General features: G+C 74.2%; 14 protein-coding genes and 1 pseudogene. 6 read left to right on the forward strand and 9 right to left on the reverse strand.

From position 1 onward, the window contains the following. The 3 genes and pseudogenes from ACFWAR_RS28355 to ACFWAR_RS28365 form a co-directional block, all read right to left on the reverse strand. A pseudogene (locus ACFWAR_RS28355) lies at window positions 1–415 on the reverse strand (hypothetical protein); the annotation flags it as partial. Further along, window positions 412–3,663: a lantibiotic dehydratase gene (locus ACFWAR_RS28360; RefSeq protein WP_385782881.1), complete on the reverse strand. Its 3,252-nt coding sequence runs from the start codon at window positions 3,661–3,663 to the stop codon at window positions 412–414. The pseudogene ACFWAR_RS28355 and the gene ACFWAR_RS28360, both read right to left, overlap by 4 nt. A gap of 98 nt (window positions 3,664–3,761) precedes the next feature. Beyond that, window positions 3,762–3,932: an FDLD family class I lanthipeptide gene (locus ACFWAR_RS28365; RefSeq protein ID WP_385782884.1), complete on the reverse strand. Its 171-nt coding sequence runs from the start codon at window positions 3,930–3,932 to the stop codon at window positions 3,762–3,764. Between the two features lie 174 nt (window positions 3,933–4,106). On the opposite strand from ACFWAR_RS28365, the gene ACFWAR_RS28370 reads away from it, so the two are divergent. Further along, window positions 4,107–4,940, forward strand: a complete 834-nt coding sequence (locus ACFWAR_RS28370) for a PIG-L family deacetylase (protein WP_385782886.1) — start codon at window positions 4,107–4,109, stop codon at window positions 4,938–4,940. Window positions 4,941–4,973: 33 nt separating this feature from the next. Here the strand turns inward: ACFWAR_RS28370 and ACFWAR_RS28375 are convergent, their stop codons facing one another. The 3 genes from ACFWAR_RS28375 to ACFWAR_RS28385 all read right to left on the reverse strand — a co-directional run bounded on the left by ACFWAR_RS28375 (window position 4,974) and on the right by ACFWAR_RS28385 (window position 7,699). Then, window positions 4,974–5,876, reverse strand: coding sequence for a carbohydrate-binding protein (locus tag ACFWAR_RS28375; RefSeq protein ID WP_385782889.1), 903 nt, complete (start codon window positions 5,874–5,876; stop codon window positions 4,974–4,976). 136 nt (window positions 5,877–6,012) lie between these two features. After that, on the reverse strand, window positions 6,013–6,978 hold the full coding sequence (locus ACFWAR_RS28380) for an AraC family transcriptional regulator (RefSeq protein ID WP_385782892.1): 966 nt from the start codon (window positions 6,976–6,978) through the stop codon (window positions 6,013–6,015). Between the two features lie 76 nt (window positions 6,979–7,054). Then, window positions 7,055–7,699: a dihydrofolate reductase family protein gene (locus ACFWAR_RS28385; protein ID WP_385782895.1), complete on the reverse strand. Its 645-nt coding sequence runs from the start codon at window positions 7,697–7,699 to the stop codon at window positions 7,055–7,057. Window positions 7,700–7,956: 257 nt separating this feature from the next. Here ACFWAR_RS28385 and ACFWAR_RS28390 point away from each other — a divergent pair, with 257 nt between their 5' ends. After that, window positions 7,957–8,700, forward strand: a complete 744-nt coding sequence (locus ACFWAR_RS28390; protein ID WP_385782897.1) for an alpha/beta hydrolase — start codon at window positions 7,957–7,959, stop codon at window positions 8,698–8,700. Window positions 8,701–8,762: 62 nt separating this feature from the next. On the opposite strand, the gene ACFWAR_RS28395 is transcribed toward ACFWAR_RS28390, so the two are convergent. Continuing rightward, window positions 8,763–10,133 (reverse strand): erythromycin esterase family protein, encoded by a 1,371-nt coding sequence (locus ACFWAR_RS28395; protein ID WP_385782900.1) that lies wholly within the window; start codon window positions 10,131–10,133, stop codon window positions 8,763–8,765. A gap of 296 nt (window positions 10,134–10,429) precedes the next feature. On the opposite strand from ACFWAR_RS28395, the gene ACFWAR_RS28400 reads away from it, so the two are divergent. Further along, the gene (locus ACFWAR_RS28400) at window positions 10,430–11,353 is read left to right on the forward strand and encodes a helix-turn-helix domain-containing protein (RefSeq protein WP_385782903.1); all 924 of its coding nucleotides are present in this window, start codon (window positions 10,430–10,432) and stop codon (window positions 11,351–11,353) included. Between the two features lie 98 nt (window positions 11,354–11,451). Here the strand turns inward: ACFWAR_RS28400 and ACFWAR_RS28405 are convergent, their stop codons facing one another. Continuing rightward, entirely contained in the window at window positions 11,452–12,246 is a 795-nt protein-coding gene (locus tag ACFWAR_RS28405) for an MBL fold metallo-hydrolase (protein WP_385782906.1), read from the reverse strand. 81 nt (window positions 12,247–12,327) lie between these two features. On the opposite strand from ACFWAR_RS28405, the gene ACFWAR_RS28410 reads away from it, so the two are divergent. The 3 genes from ACFWAR_RS28410 (at window position 12,328) to ACFWAR_RS28420 (ending at window position 16,145) form a co-directional block, all read left to right on the forward strand. Next, complete coding sequence (locus ACFWAR_RS28410) at window positions 12,328–12,936, forward strand: ABATE domain-containing protein (protein ID WP_385782909.1); 609 nt, start codon at window positions 12,328–12,330, stop codon at window positions 12,934–12,936. Between the two features lie 226 nt (window positions 12,937–13,162). Continuing rightward, window positions 13,163–14,782, forward strand: a complete 1,620-nt coding sequence (locus tag ACFWAR_RS28415) for an RICIN domain-containing protein (RefSeq protein ID WP_385782912.1) — start codon at window positions 13,163–13,165, stop codon at window positions 14,780–14,782. A gap of 91 nt (window positions 14,783–14,873) precedes the next feature. Continuing rightward, a complete protein-coding gene (locus tag ACFWAR_RS28420) occupies window positions 14,874–16,145 on the forward strand; it encodes an NAD(P)/FAD-dependent oxidoreductase (protein WP_385782915.1) in 1,272 nt (423 codons plus the stop codon). Between the two features lie 31 nt (window positions 16,146–16,176). Here ACFWAR_RS28420 and ACFWAR_RS28425 read toward each other — a convergent pair whose 3' ends face one another. Next, window positions 16,177–17,232 carry a biotin/lipoate A/B protein ligase family protein gene (locus tag ACFWAR_RS28425; protein WP_385782917.1) on the reverse strand — a complete coding sequence of 352 codons (1,056 nt, stop codon included), beginning with the start codon at window positions 17,230–17,232 and terminating at the stop codon, window positions 16,177–16,179. Window positions 17,233–17,235 lie beyond the last annotated feature (3 nt).

The following is a 17,235-nucleotide window of genomic DNA, read 5'->3' on the forward strand; positions in this document are numbered from 1 at the left end:
ACCCCCCGCCCACCCCCCCCCCCCCCCCCCCGGGGGGGGGGGGGGGCGGCGCCCCGCCCCCCCCCCCCCCCCCCGCCAGGTGCTCGGTCAACCGGTGGCGCAGCCGGGGGTAGTGCCCACCGCGGCGCGCACAGGCCTGCGCGGCCGCCAGTACCGCGGCGGGGCCGTGGTAGAGCCCCGCGGAGGCGGTCCCGTTCAGGGCGCGGGCGGCCACCGAGAGCTGGGCGTGGGCGGCCGGCAGGCGGCCCGGGTCGCGACCGGCGAGCTCCGCGAGGAACAGCGCCGCTCCGGCGTTCCCTTCGAGCGAGACCGGGTCGCCGCGCTCGCCGCGGTGCCGGACGAACGCGTCGGGGTCGGCGAGCGCGTCCGCCACCCGTTCGACGGTCGACTCGATCAGGGTGGTGGCCGTGGTCACCGCTGGTGCCTCCTTCGGTCGGCGTTGCCCGTCAGGCAGGAGCGGGCGGCGGCGTGGGCCCGCCGCTCGGCGTCCCGGTCGGGGCCGAGCAGGCGGTTGCAGGTCATGTGCAGGAGGCCGGCGAGCACGCGGGGCAGCGGCGACCAGGTCTCGCCGGTGTCGGCGAGGGCGTCGAGGACCTCCCGGTACTCGCGCAGCCGGGCGGCCTGGTCGCTCAGCGCGGCGAGCACCTCCCGCCCGGCCGGGTCTGCCCCGAGCGCGGGCCACCCGCCGACCGGGTCGACCAGGCGCAGCCACGATGCCCGGTCGGCCCGGAACCCCTGCGGGAGGTCGTGGCCCGCCGTGTCGGCGGCGAGCCAGGCGGCCCCGGGCTCCTGGGGCCCGTACCGTTCCGGCAGGCCGGGGGCGTGGTGGGGGGCGGCGTCGGGCGCGGGGCCGAAGGCCTGGGCGATCGAGGCCGTCGACATCGCGGCGAGGGTCTGCGGGGTCCACCGGGGCCCTCCGGCCGCCTGGGCGCGGGCCGCGCGCGGCAGGGCCAGGGCCACGCGGCTGTCGGCGGCGAAGAAGCGTTCGGCGGCCGCCTGGGCCCCCGGTCCGCCGTAGCGCTCCCACTCGGGCTCGTAGGCGTCGAGGACGCACCGCCCGATCAGGCCTGCGGCGGTCCACTCCCGGACCGCCGCGCGCAGGGCGGGCACCAGCCGTTCCCACAGCGGCCCGGCGGGGCCGTGGAAGCGCAGCCGGAGGTGGTCCTCCTGGTCCCGGTAGCGGATGAAGAACCACCGGTCCACGAGCTCCCCGCACGCGGCGGGCAGACCGGCCAGGAAGGGGGTGAGCCGTTCGAGGAGGAAGGCGGGGACGTGCCGTTCGGGGAGGTAGAGCTTGGCGTAGAGCCATTCGCCGCCCACCTCGGACGACCGCGCTCCCGCGCTCCGCGCCGGACCGGCGGGCCGGGACGCGCGCGGCGCCGCCGGTTCGTCGGCGGCGGTGAAGGCGAGCGCCAGTTCGGCCGGCCGGGACGCGCCGCTCGGGTCGCGGAGCCAGCCGTCGACGCGTTCCCCGCCGCCGGGGACCTCCGTGGCGAGGAGGTCGCCGTCCTTGGCGAGCGCGTCCCGGAGCACCTCCCGGTGCCAGGCGTCGGACAGATCGAGGCGCAGCCGGTGGTCGAGCCTGCTGAGGACGATGCGCCGCGGGACGCCCCATTGCGCGCGCCACCGGGCCACGGCGGCGGACCACGCGGCCGGTCCGTCGGCCGTGTGCTCGGCCAGTTCGTCCAGGCGCCAGGTCGCGGCGAAGAGGACCGTGCGACCGTAGCGGACGCGCGGCATGAAGGGGGCGGTCCTGACCGGGCCCCAGTCCCAGGGGGTGCACATGCGGGTGCCGTCCCGGCCGAGTTCCAGCAGGAACCGGGCGGCGTTGGGCGCCTGGCCGCGCAGGTCGAGGGCGTGCGAGGTGTGCGGGAGCAGCCTCGTGCCGGTGGGCAGGTGGACCGGGTAGAGGTGGTCGGCGTTCCCGGCGACGCCGATCTCGTCGAGCCGTACGGCCCGCGCGCGCGGGTTCGGCGGTAGCCCGACGGCCACTTGCCGTTCGGCGGTGCGCGGACTGTTCGCGATGTTGAGCGCCCGCGCGGTGCGCGGTTGGAACGCGACGGTGAGGTGGGCCGCGCCGGGTACGTCCCGGTGCACGGCGGCGGCCAGTTCCTCGGTGACGCCGCCGGTGAGCCCCGCGAACCGGCCGAACGTCGCCCCGGCCTCGGCGGGCGCGGGGCCCGGCCCGGCGACGAGCAGGAAGTCCCCGCGGTCGAGGGCCTCTTCGGAGTCCGCGACCAGTGTGCAGAACATCTCGCAGGACCTCGGCAGCCGTGCGGGATCCGGCGCGCCGCGCACGAGCCGCGCCACGAGGTCGTCGTCCAGGAGCACCTCGGGGTCACCGGCGCGCACGGCCGCCGCGGCCAGTCGGCCGAGCAGCAGGTCGCGGGCGCGCTCCGGCGCGGTGTGCGGCTCCTCGGTGCGCGCGGAGGCGGGCCACTCGTAGCCCGCGGGCGCGCCCATTCCCACCGTGTCGTCGAGCAGTTCGAGGACCGGGACGATCCGGTCGGTGCCGTAGCGCTCGATGAAGTCGCGGTGGTACGAGCGGAACGCGGGCATGCCGGGGCCCGGCGGGGACAGCCGCCACAGGACGTCCACCGCGCGGGCGGCCTCGTCGGCCACGGACCGCGGCAACCGCACGTCGGCGCCGAGGGCCAGGTCCACGTGGACGAGCCGGTCGTCCTCCCGCGCCCCGCCGAGCCCGCGCAGTGCGGCTTCGAGGTCGGCGAGCGCCGCGCGGCGCCCGCCGGGGGCGGCCGCGTCGACCCGGTCCCGGGCGGCGGCCGCTTCCCGTAGCCCGCTCAGGACCGGGAGCGGCGCGCCGGCCGACTCCTGGGCGGCGGCGAGCACGGCGATGAGCTGGGTCAGCGGGTCGCTGCCGTCGAGCACCGGCCGCAGGCCCGTGACCAGGAATTCCTGCCGGACCAGTGTGGCGAGGAGTCCGGCGACGGCCCCGGCCCGGGCCGTGGGGAAGCGTCCTTCGAGCGCGGCGATCGCCTCGCCCGCGCGGATGCCGTCCGGGGACGAGGCCAGTTCGAGGGCGGCGACGACCACGGGGGTGACCCGCACGGACACCTCGCTGCGGGCGGCGTCGCCGGCGCCGGTGCCGGGGTTGGAGGGCGTGGCCATAACGAGTCGGCCGCCGCGCGGGAACACCCCGGTGTGGGCGTGCACGGTGAGGTGCGGCAGGAGCGCGCCGTCCAGCTCCAGTTGGCGGATCAGTCGGGAGAGCCAGTCCAGATCCACCCGGGTGCGACTGTACGCGGGCTCCGGCCAGGACACTTTCGCCGAGCTGGCGATGCGGACGGGGGCGACCCCGGCGAACAGCCCGAAGGGGGTGCAGCGGGAGCGCGTCCTGGCTTCGTAGCGGACCACGGACAGCGCGGCCCGGCGCAGCTGGCCGTCGGTGCGCGAGGCCAGTCCCCCGGGCTCGGTGCTCGATTCGACGAGCCGGGCCAGCGAGGCGCTGGCGACGTGCAGGGCCTCCATGAACGGGGCGTCGGCCGCCGCCGTGCGCAGCAGCTCCTCGCAGGCCGAGCGGCTGCCGGGCGCGCCGTCGGGGGACGTACGGGCGGGTCCTTCGAGGGCGCCGCGTGCCGGTGCCCGCAGCAGGGCGACGGGTAGGGCGCGGAAGTACGGGCGGTGCGCGGCCTTCGGCGGCATCGGGACCGGTCCCCTGACGTTGGCGGCGAGTCGGACGAGCGGGTGGGGCGGAGGGGACGGGCGAGGGGCCGGCGGCCCGGGGCCGCCGGCCGCCTACCTCAGCACCAACACATGCTCTGGAGGCAGGAGCTGCAGCTGATGCTGGTGAAACCGGCCTCGGGTCGCGTGGTGTCGACCTCGATCCGCACGTCGATGTCGAAGAGGTCGTCCGTCGGGTCGGTCAGCGGCGCGGCGAGGTCGGCATCGAGTTCGGGGGCGAGCGTGGGCATCGGTTTCTCCTCTGTGGGGAGCGGTGTGGGTCGGAGCGTCAATCTGGCAGCCCCGCCTAGAAGGAGTCTCGACCCCCGCTTCCGCGACCCCGCCGCCACCCCGCGTGTCCGCCCCGCGACCGGGTTGGGCCACCATGTGGGGACCACGACGTTTTTCCGCAGGAGGACTTCCCCATGACCGACCGGCCCTTGACCCTCATGGCAGTGCACGCCCACCCCGACGACGAGGCCACCGGAACGGGAGGGGTCCTCGCGCGCTATGCGGCGGAGGGCATCCGCACGGTCCTCGTGACGTGTACCGACGGCGGTTGCGGAGACGGGATCGACGGGGCCAAGCCCGGGGACGCCCAGCACGATCCGGCCGCCGTCGCCGCGCTGCGCCGCAAGGAACTCGAAGCGAGCTGCGAGGTCCTGCGGATCAGCGACCTGGAGACGCTGGACTACGCCGACTCCGGGATGATGGGGTGGTCGAGCAACGACGCCCCCGGTTCCTTCTGGCGGACGCCGGTGGAGCAGGGCGCCGCCCGGCTCGCCGACCTCATGCGGCACTACCGGCCCGACGTGGTCGTCACCTACGACGAGAACGGCTTCTACGGACACCCCGACCACATCCAGGCCCACCGCATCACGATGGCGGCGTTGGAGCTCACCGACCTGAACCCGAAGGTCTACTGGACGACGATGCCCCGCTCGGGGATGCGGCGGTTCGGCGAGATCATGCGCGAGCTCCACGGGGACAGGCCGGCGCCGGACCCCGCCGAGACCGCCGCGCTGGCCGAGATCGGCCTCCCCGACGACGAGATCACCACCTGGGTGGACACCACCGCCTACAGCGGCCAGAAGTTCGATGCCCTGGCCGCGCACGCCAGCCAGGGCGAGAACATCTTCTTCCTCAGGATGGGCAAGGAGAGGTTCGCCGAGTTGATGGGCGTCGAGACCTTCCTGCGCGTTCAGGACCCCACCGGCGCCCCCGTGCCCGAGACCGACCTCTTCGCCGGACTGCGCTGATCGCTCGGGGCGCGCGGCTCGGGAGCGCTCCGGTCAGTCGCGGCGCCACAGGGCCGGGACGTTCGGCGGCTCCCAACCGGACACGGCGGTGTGCCCCTGGACGCAGGTGTACGCCGCCGAGCCGTAGGTGACCCGGTCACCGGCCCGGTAGGTGGTCCCCGCCGCCCAGGTGCCGGAGGGCGGGTTGCTCGGGCCGGGCGGGGTCCCGGTGGGCGTGGGCGAGGGTGAGGGAGAGGGTGTCTGCGCCACGTCCAGGACGAAGTCGAAGGTGCCCTCCTTGCCCGGTCCGGCCTGGCGCACGTTCATCAGGAGCCGGGCGTCGAAGATCGAGTCCGTGGAGTTGCGCGGCTCCCCCGGGAAGTACAGCTGGGTGGTCAACACCGGCCGCCCCGGGGCCTGGACCTTGACGTGGATGTGCCGGGTGCGCCCCGGGTACAGCCCCGGCACGATGGTGGCCAGCCGGAACGCGCCCTGGGCGTCGCTGAACTGGTGACCGCGGAACGCGAACCCGGTGTTGTCGTAGGCGCCGTTCACGTCCGCCTGCCAGAAGTCGAGCAGGACGCCCTCGATCGGCCGGCAGGCCCGGCCGAAGACGTAGCCGCTCACGGTGAGCCGGGTGCCGGGGGTGGAGGCGGTGACCAGGGAGGTGCGCAGCGGGGAGTTCGGCTTGAAGTAGGGGCCTTCGGTCTGGGGGACGGTGGGGTGGTCGCCGTCGTCGCAGGTCGGGGTCAGTTCGAGTGCGGCCGCGGCTCCTGCCTGGTCCCGGGCCAGGGCCACGCCGCCACCGATGAGCAGCGGGGTGGTGGCGAGGGCGGCGGCCTTGAGGAAGTTCTTGCGGGTCAACCGGCTCGGGCTGCCGGCGGGGGCGGGGACGGGTCCCTCCGGTGGTGCGGACCGGGACGGATCGGCGGTGTCCTGTTCTCCGGGGACGGGCATGGGTCGGCTCCTTCACACGCGTGGGGCGTAGGGACGGGCGGCGCGACGACGGGTGCGGGGCCGGACGCCGGGCTGCGGTGGGGCGCGGCCCGGGCCCTGGGGACACGCACCCGGTCGGCGCCCGGCCCCGTCGGCGTCAACCTACGGTTCCCGTCGCGGCGGCAGCGATGGACGGGATCCGGGGATCGTGGTGAATTCCTCCGCCCGTCGGCCCGCTCCCCCGGTCGAAGGCCGCCCGGTAGTCCCCCGGGCTCAGGCCGGTCTCCCGCCGGAAGAACCGGCAGAAGTACGCGGGGTCGGCGAAGCCCGTGTCCCGTGCCACCTGCCTGACCGTGAGGTCGGTGCGGGCGAGCAGCCGCTTGGCCTCCAGCGTCTGTCGGCGGCGGATCAACCGGCCCGGTGTCTGGCCGGTGGCCGCTTTGACCAGCGTGTGCAGATGGCCGGCCGACACCCCCAGCTCCTTCGCGCAGGAAGCCACGGAGGACTCCGCCCCGCCCTTGGCGGCGATCAGGCGGGTGAAGGCGGCGGCGAGGTCGACGGCCCGGCCGGCTGCCGCGGGCCCCCGCTCCCGGCCCGGCTCGCTGTTGCGCAGGGCCCGGACGATCAGGATGTGGAGGTAGGCGCGCAGCACCCCGGCGTACCCCTCGCGCAGGGTCCGGTACTCGCGCTCCATCTCCGCGAGCAGGTCGGCGATCCCGTCCTGGCGGTCCCGCAGCCGCAGCCAGGGCCGGTCGGCCAGCTGGTCCAGCGCGGTGGCGTCGTCGGGGTGGGAGAGGAGGAAGTCCTCGTTGAACAGCATGACGTGGCCGGTGAGTCCCTCGGCGGCCTCCCAGTGGTGGACCTGGCCGGGCGTGATCACGCACAGGTGCGGCGGCTCCAGGGGCCGGTGGACGAGGTCGAGGACGTGCGCGCCGGTGCCGCCGGTGACGTGCACGATCTCGTAGAACGCGTGCCGGTGCGGGAAGTTCGCGCGGGAGAGGGGCCCGATGGAGTCGAACGATCCGATGGCGAAGGGCAGGAGGTGCGGCAGCGGGACCTCCAGCCGGTGCAGCGGCAGCTCGCCGGTCCGGGGCGTGCCCAAGGTGGTCGGTAACGGGTTCATCGGGCCAGTCTGCGACCGGCCCGATGAATTGGTCCAGACCACAGACCGGCCAACGGCAACGCCCCGGCGCGGCCGACTACTTGCGCCAGAACAGGTGGTGGCTCACTCCGCTCGGGCTGGGGACCACCTCCAGGTGGAAGCGGTCGAGCAGCTCGTCGGGGGACCCCCACAGCCGTACGCCGGTCCCGAGTTCCACCGGGGAGACCACCACGTGCAGGGTGTCGACGAGGTCGGCGTCCAGGAACTGGCGGATGGTGCTCGCCCCGCCGCCGAGCCGGACGTCCTTGCCGCCCGCGGCCTCCCGGGCCCGTTCCAGGACGGCGGCGGGCTCGCCGTCGACGAAGTGGAACGTGGTGTCGGACAGGGTGAAGGAGGGGCGTGCGTGGTGGGTCATCACGAACACGGGGGTGCGGAAGGGCGGCTCCTGACCCCACCAGCCCTGCCAGTCGTGGTCGAGCCAGGGTCCGCGCTGGGGGCCGAACTTGTTGCGGCCCATGATCTCCGCACCGATGTCGCGGGCGTAGTCCCGCGTGAAGTAGTCGTCCAGGCCCCTGCTGCCCCCGGGATCGGTGCGCATGGGCCAGCTCGCCGTGGCACCGGCCCAGGCGAACAACCGCCCGGGGTCCACGTGCCCGAACGGCCGCTCCAGGGTCTGGTCCTCTCCGGCACCGATCCCGTCCCGGGACACGTTGAAGTTCTGGACCCTCAGCAACTGCGCCATGCGTTCCTCCTGTGTCGTCATCACAGGTAAGACCGTCCGGGCCGGAAAAACTCATCGCCACGCCACCCGCGCGGCCGCCCCGGGAAAATGGGTTGGAGCGCGCCGCGGGTGCTGTTACCTTTCCGGGGACCGTGCCGATGGACGAGGAGGTGGTACCCGTGGAACCAGTGACGACATGGGCGCTCCCTCGCGGGGTCATGGTCGGGCGATAGGTCGTCCGGGAGCGCCGTCCACGCGCATTCCCGAAAGGCACGACCATGCGGTTCACCTCTGAACAGCTCCTCGACGACGGCGTTCTCGAACGCGGGTTCACCCTCGACGACATCCCCGGCATCCTCTGGACGCCCGCCCCCTCGCCCGCCTCCGCACCGGCGCCGCTGATCCTGATCGGCCACCCCCCGCTCGGACTGGGCAGGATGTACCCCCGGCTGGTGGGCCGGGCCCGGTACTACGCGACGCGGTACGGTTTCGCCGCGGCCACCATCGAACTCCCCGGCAGCGGCGACCGGCCCCGTTGGGACGTCGCCGAGCGGGCCCGGGCCGACCTGCGCCGGGCCATGACGGCCGGCGGGCCGGTCGGGGGCGAGATCATCGACGCCCTCATCCTCCCGCTGGTGGAGAAGTCGGTGCCGGAGTGGCGGGCCGCGCTGGACGCGCTGCTGCTGCTTCCCGAGATCGGCGGTCCGGTCGGGTACGAGGGCGGAGTCATCTCCATCGGCGTCCGGCTCGCGGCCGTCGAGCCGCGCATCGTGGCCGCCGGATTCTTCGCCGGGAGCCTGATTCCCGCCCGCATGTTCGAGGAGGCCCGGCGGGTCACCATTCCGCTGCACGTCCTGCTCCAGTGGGACGACGAGGGCAACGACCGCCAGGCGGCCCTGGACCTCTTCGACGCCTTCGGGTCCCGGGAGAAGACGCTGCACGCCAACATGGGCGGCCACACCGGTGTCCCGCAGTTCGAACTCGACCCCGGGGCCCGCTTCTTCGCCCGGCACCTGCGCTGACCCCTGCCCTGTTCCGCAAGCCCGCCCGGCGCGCGACGCCGGGCGGGATCCGCGGGAGACGGCTAGAGGTCGGTGGCCGAACGGACCCGGTCGAGGTGGATGAGGACGTCGTACGTCCCGGTGAGGGCGAGGGTGGGCAGCGGGTCCTTCGTGAAGGACGAACCGGCCTCGTAGGTGGGGCGCGGGGTGCTCAGCCAACCGCGGCCCGCGGCGGACAGGGTGCGCAGGTCGAGGTAGTAGTCGCGGTAGCGCACCCGGCCGAGGGTGTGCTCCTGCATGTCGGGCGTGGCCGCCGGGACGGTGACCTCGCGCCAGGGGCTGCCGAGGGTGGTCGCGGTGAGGAACGAGCCGCGCCCGAAGGTGAAGCCGACGGCGACGTAGTCCCGGCCGAGGGCCCCGCGCAGGAAGGCGCCCTGGGTCGTGGGGTACGTCACCGGGTCGCTGGCCAGGTAGCCCACGTGGCCGTTGTGCGCCGAGAGCAGCATCTTGTCGCCGGTGCGGCGGTGCCACCAGGCGGTGTTGTCGGCCATGACCCGGTCACGGAAGTGCTCCGCGGCGGAGACGGAGGCCGGGTCGGACAGGTCGAGCGAGGCGAACGCGAAGGTCTGGGCGATGCTCCGGGCGTGCTGCTCGGCCCAGGCGTAGGCCTCGCCCCCGGCCCCCTCGCCCGCGGTGACCAGGTCGAACGCCTGCTGGGCGGTGGTGGCGGCGAGCCGCCGTTCGGCGACGGGCCTGCCGAGGTACGCGAAGACGTCGTCCAGGGGGCGCAGGCCCGCGTACAGCGCCTCGAGGCGGGCGACGTCCTGCGGGCGGTGGGAGCGGACGTACGCGAGGACCCGGTCGAAGACGGCGTCGCCGAGCCGCGGAGCCCCGATGTCATTGCCCATGAAACGGACCGTGCGGCCGGGGTGGCGGTCGTTGTACCGCCGCATCCAGGCGATGAGGTCGACGAACTCCTCGCGCTCCCAGGGAGATCCGGCCAAGGCCTCCGCGGCCGTGCGCCGGGCGTCGCCGGGGCCGCCCCGGACGTACTCGTCGATGCGCAGACCGGCGGTCCAGCTCATCTCCAGGGCGAAGGCGGTGAAGCCCTTCTCCTCGACCAGGTGGCGAAAGACGCGCTGCTTCATGGCGAAGAACTCGTGCGATCCGTGGGTCGCTTCGCCCAGTCCGACCACCTCGGCGCCGCCGATCATGGCGTCCAGCGCCCGCAGGTCGACGGTGTCGCCGCCCGGTTCCGTCGAGCGCAGCGGGTGCGCGCCGTGCTCCAGCGCGCGGAGCGCGGCCGCCTGTCGCTCCCTCGCGCCCGCGGGGTCCGGCGGGCCGGGTGCGGGGGTCGCGGCCGAGGCCGTGGGCGCCAGGAGGGTCGTGGCGGCGACCCCGGCCGTCACGGCGAGCAGCCTCCGTCGGCCGATCGCCCGGTGGTGCGTGGTCATGCTGAACTCCTCGGCTCGTTCCCGTCCCCCTGAGGGGGTGAAACGATCATGGCTCGGGCCCGGGGCGGGCCGCGCTGGTGGCCTCCTCCGGGTTCGACCGGGGGCTGTCCCCCGCCCCCGATGCGCCGCCGCCCCCGGTGGGTGCGCGGCACGCGGGGGTCGGCATGCGTCAGCAGCGGTTCTTTGGCTGCATCCTGGTCCTGACAAAGAGATCCAACAGGGAGCACCGGATGTGGTCAGTGGTGTCAACGGGCGATGTTCCGGCGGGAGATCGGTTCGCCTGGTACTCCGACGTCGTGTCGAGCGAGGTGATGCCCGCCGCCCTCAGCTGTGAGCGGCCCGCGGACTTCCAGGGGGAGGCGGCCGTGCTCGACCTGGGGGACATCCGTGCGTCGAAGTTCAGCCTGGCGCCCCTGCGTTCGCGGCGCACGGCCGCGATGATCCGGCGCGGTGACCCGGAGGAGTACCAACTGGCCCTCCTGCGCAGGGGGGCCACCTCGCTGTCGCAGCACCGCAGCGAGTGCGCCATCGGAGCCGGTGACCTCATGCTCTGGGACACTTCCCGGCCGTCCGACAACCAGATGCCGGCCGGGGGCGGTCAGGTCCGGGCGACGATCCTGATGCTGCCCCGGAAGGTCCTGCCGCTGCGCACCCAGAGCCTGGACCAGGTGCTGGCCCGGCGCATACCGGGCGACCGGGGCCTGGCGGCGATCCTGGCGTCCTTCATGACCTCGCTCGAGGACCACGGCGCCGAATGCGCTCCGGAGGAACTGCGGCGCCTGAGTTCGGTCGCCGTCGACCTCGTGGCGGCGTGCCTGGCCCAACAGCTGGACACCGAGGACCGGTTGCCCGCCGAGGTCCGCACGCAGGCGCTGGTGCAGCGGATCCACGCGTTCATCGAGCACAACCTCGGCGACCCGGAGCTCGACCCCGCGGCGATCGCCGCCCACCACCACGTCTCCGTGCGCACGCTCCACCAGCTCTTCCACGGCCAGGAGGAGAGCGTCCACGCCCGCATACGCCGTCGCCGACTCGAACGGTGCCGCGCCGACCTCGCCGACCCGGGACTGCGCACCCGGCACGTCGGCGCCATCGCCGCCCGCTGGGGCTTCAGCGGACCGGTGGTGTTCAGCCGCTCCTTCCGCGAGGCGTACGGCATCAGCCCGACCGAGTTCCGCGCGCTGAGCACGCACGCCCCGCGCGCCGAGCATCCGGCCTGACGCGCCCGCGGCTCCTCACCGCCGCGTCCGGTACGGACGCGGGACGGTGAGGAGCCGACCGGGGACCGACGACCGCGCTTCGGTCGTCGGTACGCGCATCAGGCCTGCCGCGCCCAGTCCGTGTCCAGTCGGTCGGTCAACCCGGCCGCGGCGAAGGCGGCTTCGAGGTCGGCGCGGCCCTCGGTGAAGTGGGCCCAGCTGTCGCAGTGCACGGGTACGACGCGGCGGGCACCCAGGATCCGGGCGGCCTCGGCCGCCTGCGCGCTGTCCAGGACGAGCAGCGCGCCGTCGAACAGGACGGGGAAGCGCGGGGCTCCCGCGAAGAGGACGGCGGTGTCCACCGGCCCGAACCGCTCGGCTATCGCCTCGACGGCCCGCAGCGAGGCGTTGTCCCCGCTGACGTAGACGGTGGGCAGGTCGTCGCCGGTCAGGACGAAGCCCACGACCTGGCCGGTGATCGGCTCGACCTCCTCGCGCGTACCGGGGCCGTGCACTGCGGGTACGCCCGTGACGGTCACCGTGCCGCCGTCGGGGCGCTTCAGCTCGATGGATTCCCAGTCGGCCAGCCCCTTGGCCCGGCCACCGAGGCGCTGCCCGCCGCCGGGGGTGGTGAGGGTGAGGGGCACCTCGGCGAGCAGGGCCCGACCGGCCGCGTCCAGGTTGTCGGGGTGCTCGTCGTGCGAGAGGAGGACGACGTCGACGGGGCCCAGGTCCGCGGGCGCCGCCTTCGCGGGGGCGGTCTTCGTCAGGGGCGCGCCGCGACCCCGGTAGTCGCCGGGGCCGTCGAAGGTCGGGTCGGTGAGGAAGCGCAGGCCGCCGTACTCGAAGAGGGCGGTCGGGCCGCCGAGCACGCGCACGGGGAACTCTTCGACCGGTACCGGGAACGAGGACATGGAGATGACACCTCACGGATAGATGCGAGTGAACCGTGAGATGACCGTACCGGCTTCTCACGGATAGCCGCAAGACGTACCATGAGAAAGGTGAAGGAGTCCTTGATGGAAGAAGCCGTCCCCCCGCCCGCCCGAGGCGAGGAGGAGCACCTTTCCCTGGCCCTCGCCAACAGCGCCCTCGCGCTGCCGGGGGGGCACACGCTCGATCTCCTGTCGACCCCCGCCCGGGCGAACCACTGGCTGGCGGAGCGTGATCTCGCGCCGCTCGACGCGGGCATGCGGGAGATGTGCGCGGCCCAGCTGCGGGCGATGCGCGAGCAGGTCCGGTCGCTGTTCGCCGCCCGGGCCGCGGGACTGCCCGCGCTGCCCGCCGCCGTCGCCGCCGTCAACGACGCCATGACCCGCGTACCCACCGCCCCGCTCCTGAAGTGGGACGACGAGAGCGGGCCCCACCGGGTCACCCCCCACCCCACCAGCGCGATCGTCGACCACGCCCTGGCGGCGCTCGCCGCCGACGCGGCCGATCTCCTCACCTCCCCGGACGCCGAACGCCTCACCGCGTGCGGCTCCAGCCCCTGCAACCGCTACCTGCTCCGGCACGGCCGCCGCCACTGGTGCTCGACGCGCTGCGGCGACCGCGCCCGCGCCGCCCGTGCGTACGCCCGCCGCACCCAGGGCCCCGACGCCTGAGCGCGGGCGCCGGTCCCCGCGCGCCGGGGGCGTTCGATCATGGCCCCGCCCGCACTGTCACTCCGGATCGTTCCGGGTGCGCCGCGCGGCGCGCGCATGCGTGACTGGGCGCCGAAGGTGCTCGGCCGTCCGACGGGACGAACCGCTCGACGGCCGCAGGACGGCCGTCGTCACCGGCGGGACGAGTCACGGACGGCCAGGGCACGAGACCCGACCGGAAGGTGCCATGAACACCCATCTCAGGCGTGCCGCGAAGCTCTTGACGGCCCCGGCCCTCGCCCTCGCCGTCATCACCCCGGCCCTCGCCGTCGCGGCGACTCCCGCGGCCGCCGCGACGGCGGCGGATGCCTACACCTTCAGCAACGGGGACGGCACCCTCAACGCGACGGGCAACAACGACGGCAACCAGATCTCCGTCACCCCCGACGGCACCAACTACACGAGCTGGCGCCTCATCAAGCTCGCGGAACCCGGCCTGTTCAACATCGCCAGCACCGCGTCCGGCAAGTGCGTCTACGCCTCCCAGCCCGCGCAGCAGCAGTCCTGCGGCAAGGAGGGCGAGCAGTGGCACTTCCGGCCCGTCGACGGGAAGCCCAACTCCTTCGGGATCGTGCGCCGTGACGACTCCAGCGGGACCGAGTACTGCATGGACAACCGGGGCGGCCTCCACCTGTGGGGGATCCTCGCCCAGCCCAACGTCTGCAACGGCAGCGCGAGCCAGGAGTGGAAGGTCCCCGCGTCGAAGGCCCTGGAAGCCAGGAGCCTTGCCCTCGACTACTACGCGGACCTGTGTTCCAAGAGGACCTCGACCTGTTCGTGGACCGAGAGGTCCGAGGGACAGCCCGAGGCCCTGCCCCGCCAGATCGCCTCGTCCGTCTGGTACAACGCCACCGACAGCACGATGAAGCAGATCTTCACCACGATCTACCACTCCGGCTGGGAGCAGTCGTACTCGGCCGGCGTCTCCACCTCCGTCGGGGTCACCACCCCCGTCCAGGCCATGATCTCCAGTCAACTGTCCGCGACGCAGACCTACTCCTCGGACGAGACGACGATCAACGGCATCGCCGTGGACGTACCGGCGAAGAACTACGCCTGGGTCGACTTCGCGGCCGTCGGCAAGAAGGTCACGGGCACCTGGACCTTCGACACCGACAACCAGCCGTGGACCACCGACGCCACCGTCACGGTCCCCGTCGTCAACGCGACGGCCGGCTCCACCATGTACATCGCCCGCACCAGCACCGCCACACCGGGCAGCGACACCGGCAACACCCGTACGGACGTCAAGGCCCAGGTGCTGGCCACGACCGAGAGCGCCGACCTGGAGATCCCCGAGGGAGCCACCGCGACCGTCGAGAACGACACGGTCAGGCTCACCGACGCCACCGGCAAGAACATCGCCACCGTACGGCCCGGCGTCGTCCAGGAGCCGAACGGCGCCACCCACGCGGTGGGCCTGACCCTCGACGGGAAGAAGCTGACCCAGACGATCCGGGGCGTCACCGGGGACACGGTCACCGGTGCCGTGACGCCGCCCACCCTCTCGGTGCGTGACGGCGTCCGGGTCGGCGGCGCCGCGCTCAAGGACGCGGGCGGGTCGGGCACGGCCGCGATGGCTCCCGCGGGCCTCCTCGACAAGCCCAGGACCGAAGCCGAGTGGAACAAGTGCATGCTGGAGCACCTCGGCAGCTCGATCTACATCAACACGGTCGTGGGAACGGCCACCGGGGCGATGGTCGGCGGCGGCGGCGCCGTACCGGGCCTGGCCATCGGCCTGATGACCGGCACGGTCAAGGGACTCGGCCAGGCGATCTTCTTCTGCGGCACGGGCCCCAAGAAGTAACGGCCGCCCCGCCCGACCGGTGGGCTCCCGCATCCGATCCGGTCCCCGGCGGCGAAGGAGGGGTGGAGCCACCACGAGGAGGTCGGTAGCGGTGAACGGTCGTGACCGTCAGGGCAGCGTGATCGTCGTCGGAGCGGGTCTCGCCGGGCTCACCTGCGCACTGGACCTGGCGCGGGCCGGGGTACGGGTGAGCGTGCTGGAGGCTTCCGACGGAGTCGGCGGCCGGATGCGCAGCGACCTGCGCGACGGGTTCGTGCTCGATCGCGGCTTCCAGGTCTTCAACACCGGATACCCGCAGGTCAAGCGCCGCATCTGGCTGCGCGAGCTGCGCCTGCGCCCCTTCACCCCGGGCGTCCTCGTCCACCTGTCGGACGGCGAGCGGGTCCGTTTCGGGGATCCGAGCCGGCGCCCGGGCGATGCGGCCGCCCTGCTGGCCGGCCGGCACACCCGGCTGCGCGGGCTCGCCGGGCTCGGCGCGCTGACGGCACGGGACGCCCTGGCCCCCGCCCGGGCGTTGCGGCGGCTCCCGGAGCGCACGACCCGGCGGGAACTGGAGCGCTGGGGGCTCGACGACGCGCTCGTCGACGTCCTCATGCGCCCGTTCCTGGCGGGCGTCTTCCTGGAGGACGCCCTGGAGACGTCGAGCCGGATGTTCCACCTGACCTGGCGCAGCATGATCCGGGGCACCCTGACCCTGCCCGCCGCCGGGATCGGGGCCGTGCCCGAGCAGCTGGCGCGCGCGCTGCCCCGGGGCGCGCTGAGCCTCGGGGCGCGCGTGCGCGCCGTGTCCGGCGACGGCGTGGTCCTCGCGGACGGGGGGTCCCGCGCGGCGCTCGCCGTCGTGGTCGCCACCGACACGGCGTGCGCGTCCGCGCTCGTACCGGCCGTGGGCGCACCCGCTCCGACGCGGACGGTCACCACCTACTACCACGCGGCCGCCACCTCTCCGCTGCGCGAACCGACCCTGCTGGTCGACGCCCGGCGGCGGTTCCTGAACACCTGCGTGCTGACCGAGGTGGCCCCCGGCTACAGCGCCGACGGCCGCGCCCTGGTGTCCACCTCCGTCCTCGGCGAGGACACCCCCGCCCACCGCTCGGCGCTGCCGACCGCCCTGTCGGAGGTCTACGGGGCGGACGCGGCCCGGTGGCAGGACGTCGGCGCGGTCACCGTGCCCGGTGCGCTGCCCGCGATGCTCCCGCCCTGGCCGCTCAGCCGGACCACACGGGTCGAGGAGGGCGTGTACGTGTGCGGGGACCACCGCGCCACGGGATCCGTCCAGGGCGCCATGGCCTCCGGGGCCCGCGCCGCCCGGGAGCTGCTGGCCGATCTCGACGGCCGCGCGGGGACGCGGGGGCGCGGGTGAGCGGCGGCCCCAGGGGACGCGGGGCGCGGCCCTAGGGGACGCGGGCGGTCCACTCCTCAGTGGCGAACTTCGTCGCCGCCAGCTCGCGGGCGCGGGCGAGCTCCTGCGGGGTCACCGTGTCCTCGGTCAGGCCGTAGCGGCCGCGGAAGGCGCCGACCATCCGGTCGATGACCTCCTCCCGGGAGAGTCCGGTCTGGCGGCGCAGCGGGTCCACCCGCTTCTTGGCGCTCTTCGTCCCCTTGTCCGAGAGCTTCTCGCGGCCGATGCGCAGCACCTCGGTCATCTTGTCGGCGTCGATGTCGTAGGCCATCGTCACGTGGTGCAGTACGGCTCCGGCGCCGGACACGATCCGCTTCTGGGCCGCGCCCGCGATCTTCCCGGCTTCGGTGGCGATGTCGTTGAGGGGCTGGTACCAGGCCTTGACGCCCATCTCGCCGAGCGCACCGAGGACCCAGTCGTCCAGGTAGGCGTAGGAGTCGGCGAAGGAGAGCCCCGAGACGAGCGACTGCGGCACCGAGAGGGAGTAGGTGATGGTGTTGCCGGGCTCGATGAACATGGCTCCGCCGCCCGAGATCCGGCGCACCACCGTCATGCCGTGCCGGCGCGCGCCCTCGGGGTCGACCTCGTTGCGCAGCGACTGGAAGCTGCCGATGACCACGGCCGGGGCGCCCCATTCCCACACCCGCAGGGTCGGGGGCCGCAGACCGGCGGCGACCTCGTGGGTGAGGACCTCGTCGAGGGCCATGTGCAGGGCGGGTTCCTGCGGGGGCATGCGGATGAGCCGCCAGTCGTGCGCGGCCCACTCCGTGGCCTGGGCCAGCGCGCGGCGCACGGCGATGGCGATGCCCTCGGCGCTCACCCCGAACATCTGGGTCCCCTCGGGCAGGGCGGCGGTGATCCGGGCGGCGAGCTCGGCGGCGTCGGTGTCGGCGGGGGCGCCCTCCAGGGCGCGGTCGACGGCGTCGAGCGCTTCGTCGGGTTCGAGGAAGAAGTCGCCGGAGACCCGGACGCCGCGCAACACCTCTCCCGCGCGCTCCAGATCGACGACGACGAGCTTGCCGCCGGGAACCTTGTACTCACCGTGCACCGG

Source organism: Streptomyces sp. NPDC059917 (assembly GCF_042730635.1).
GTDB lineage: Bacteria > Actinomycetota > Actinomycetes > Streptomycetales > Streptomycetaceae > Streptomyces.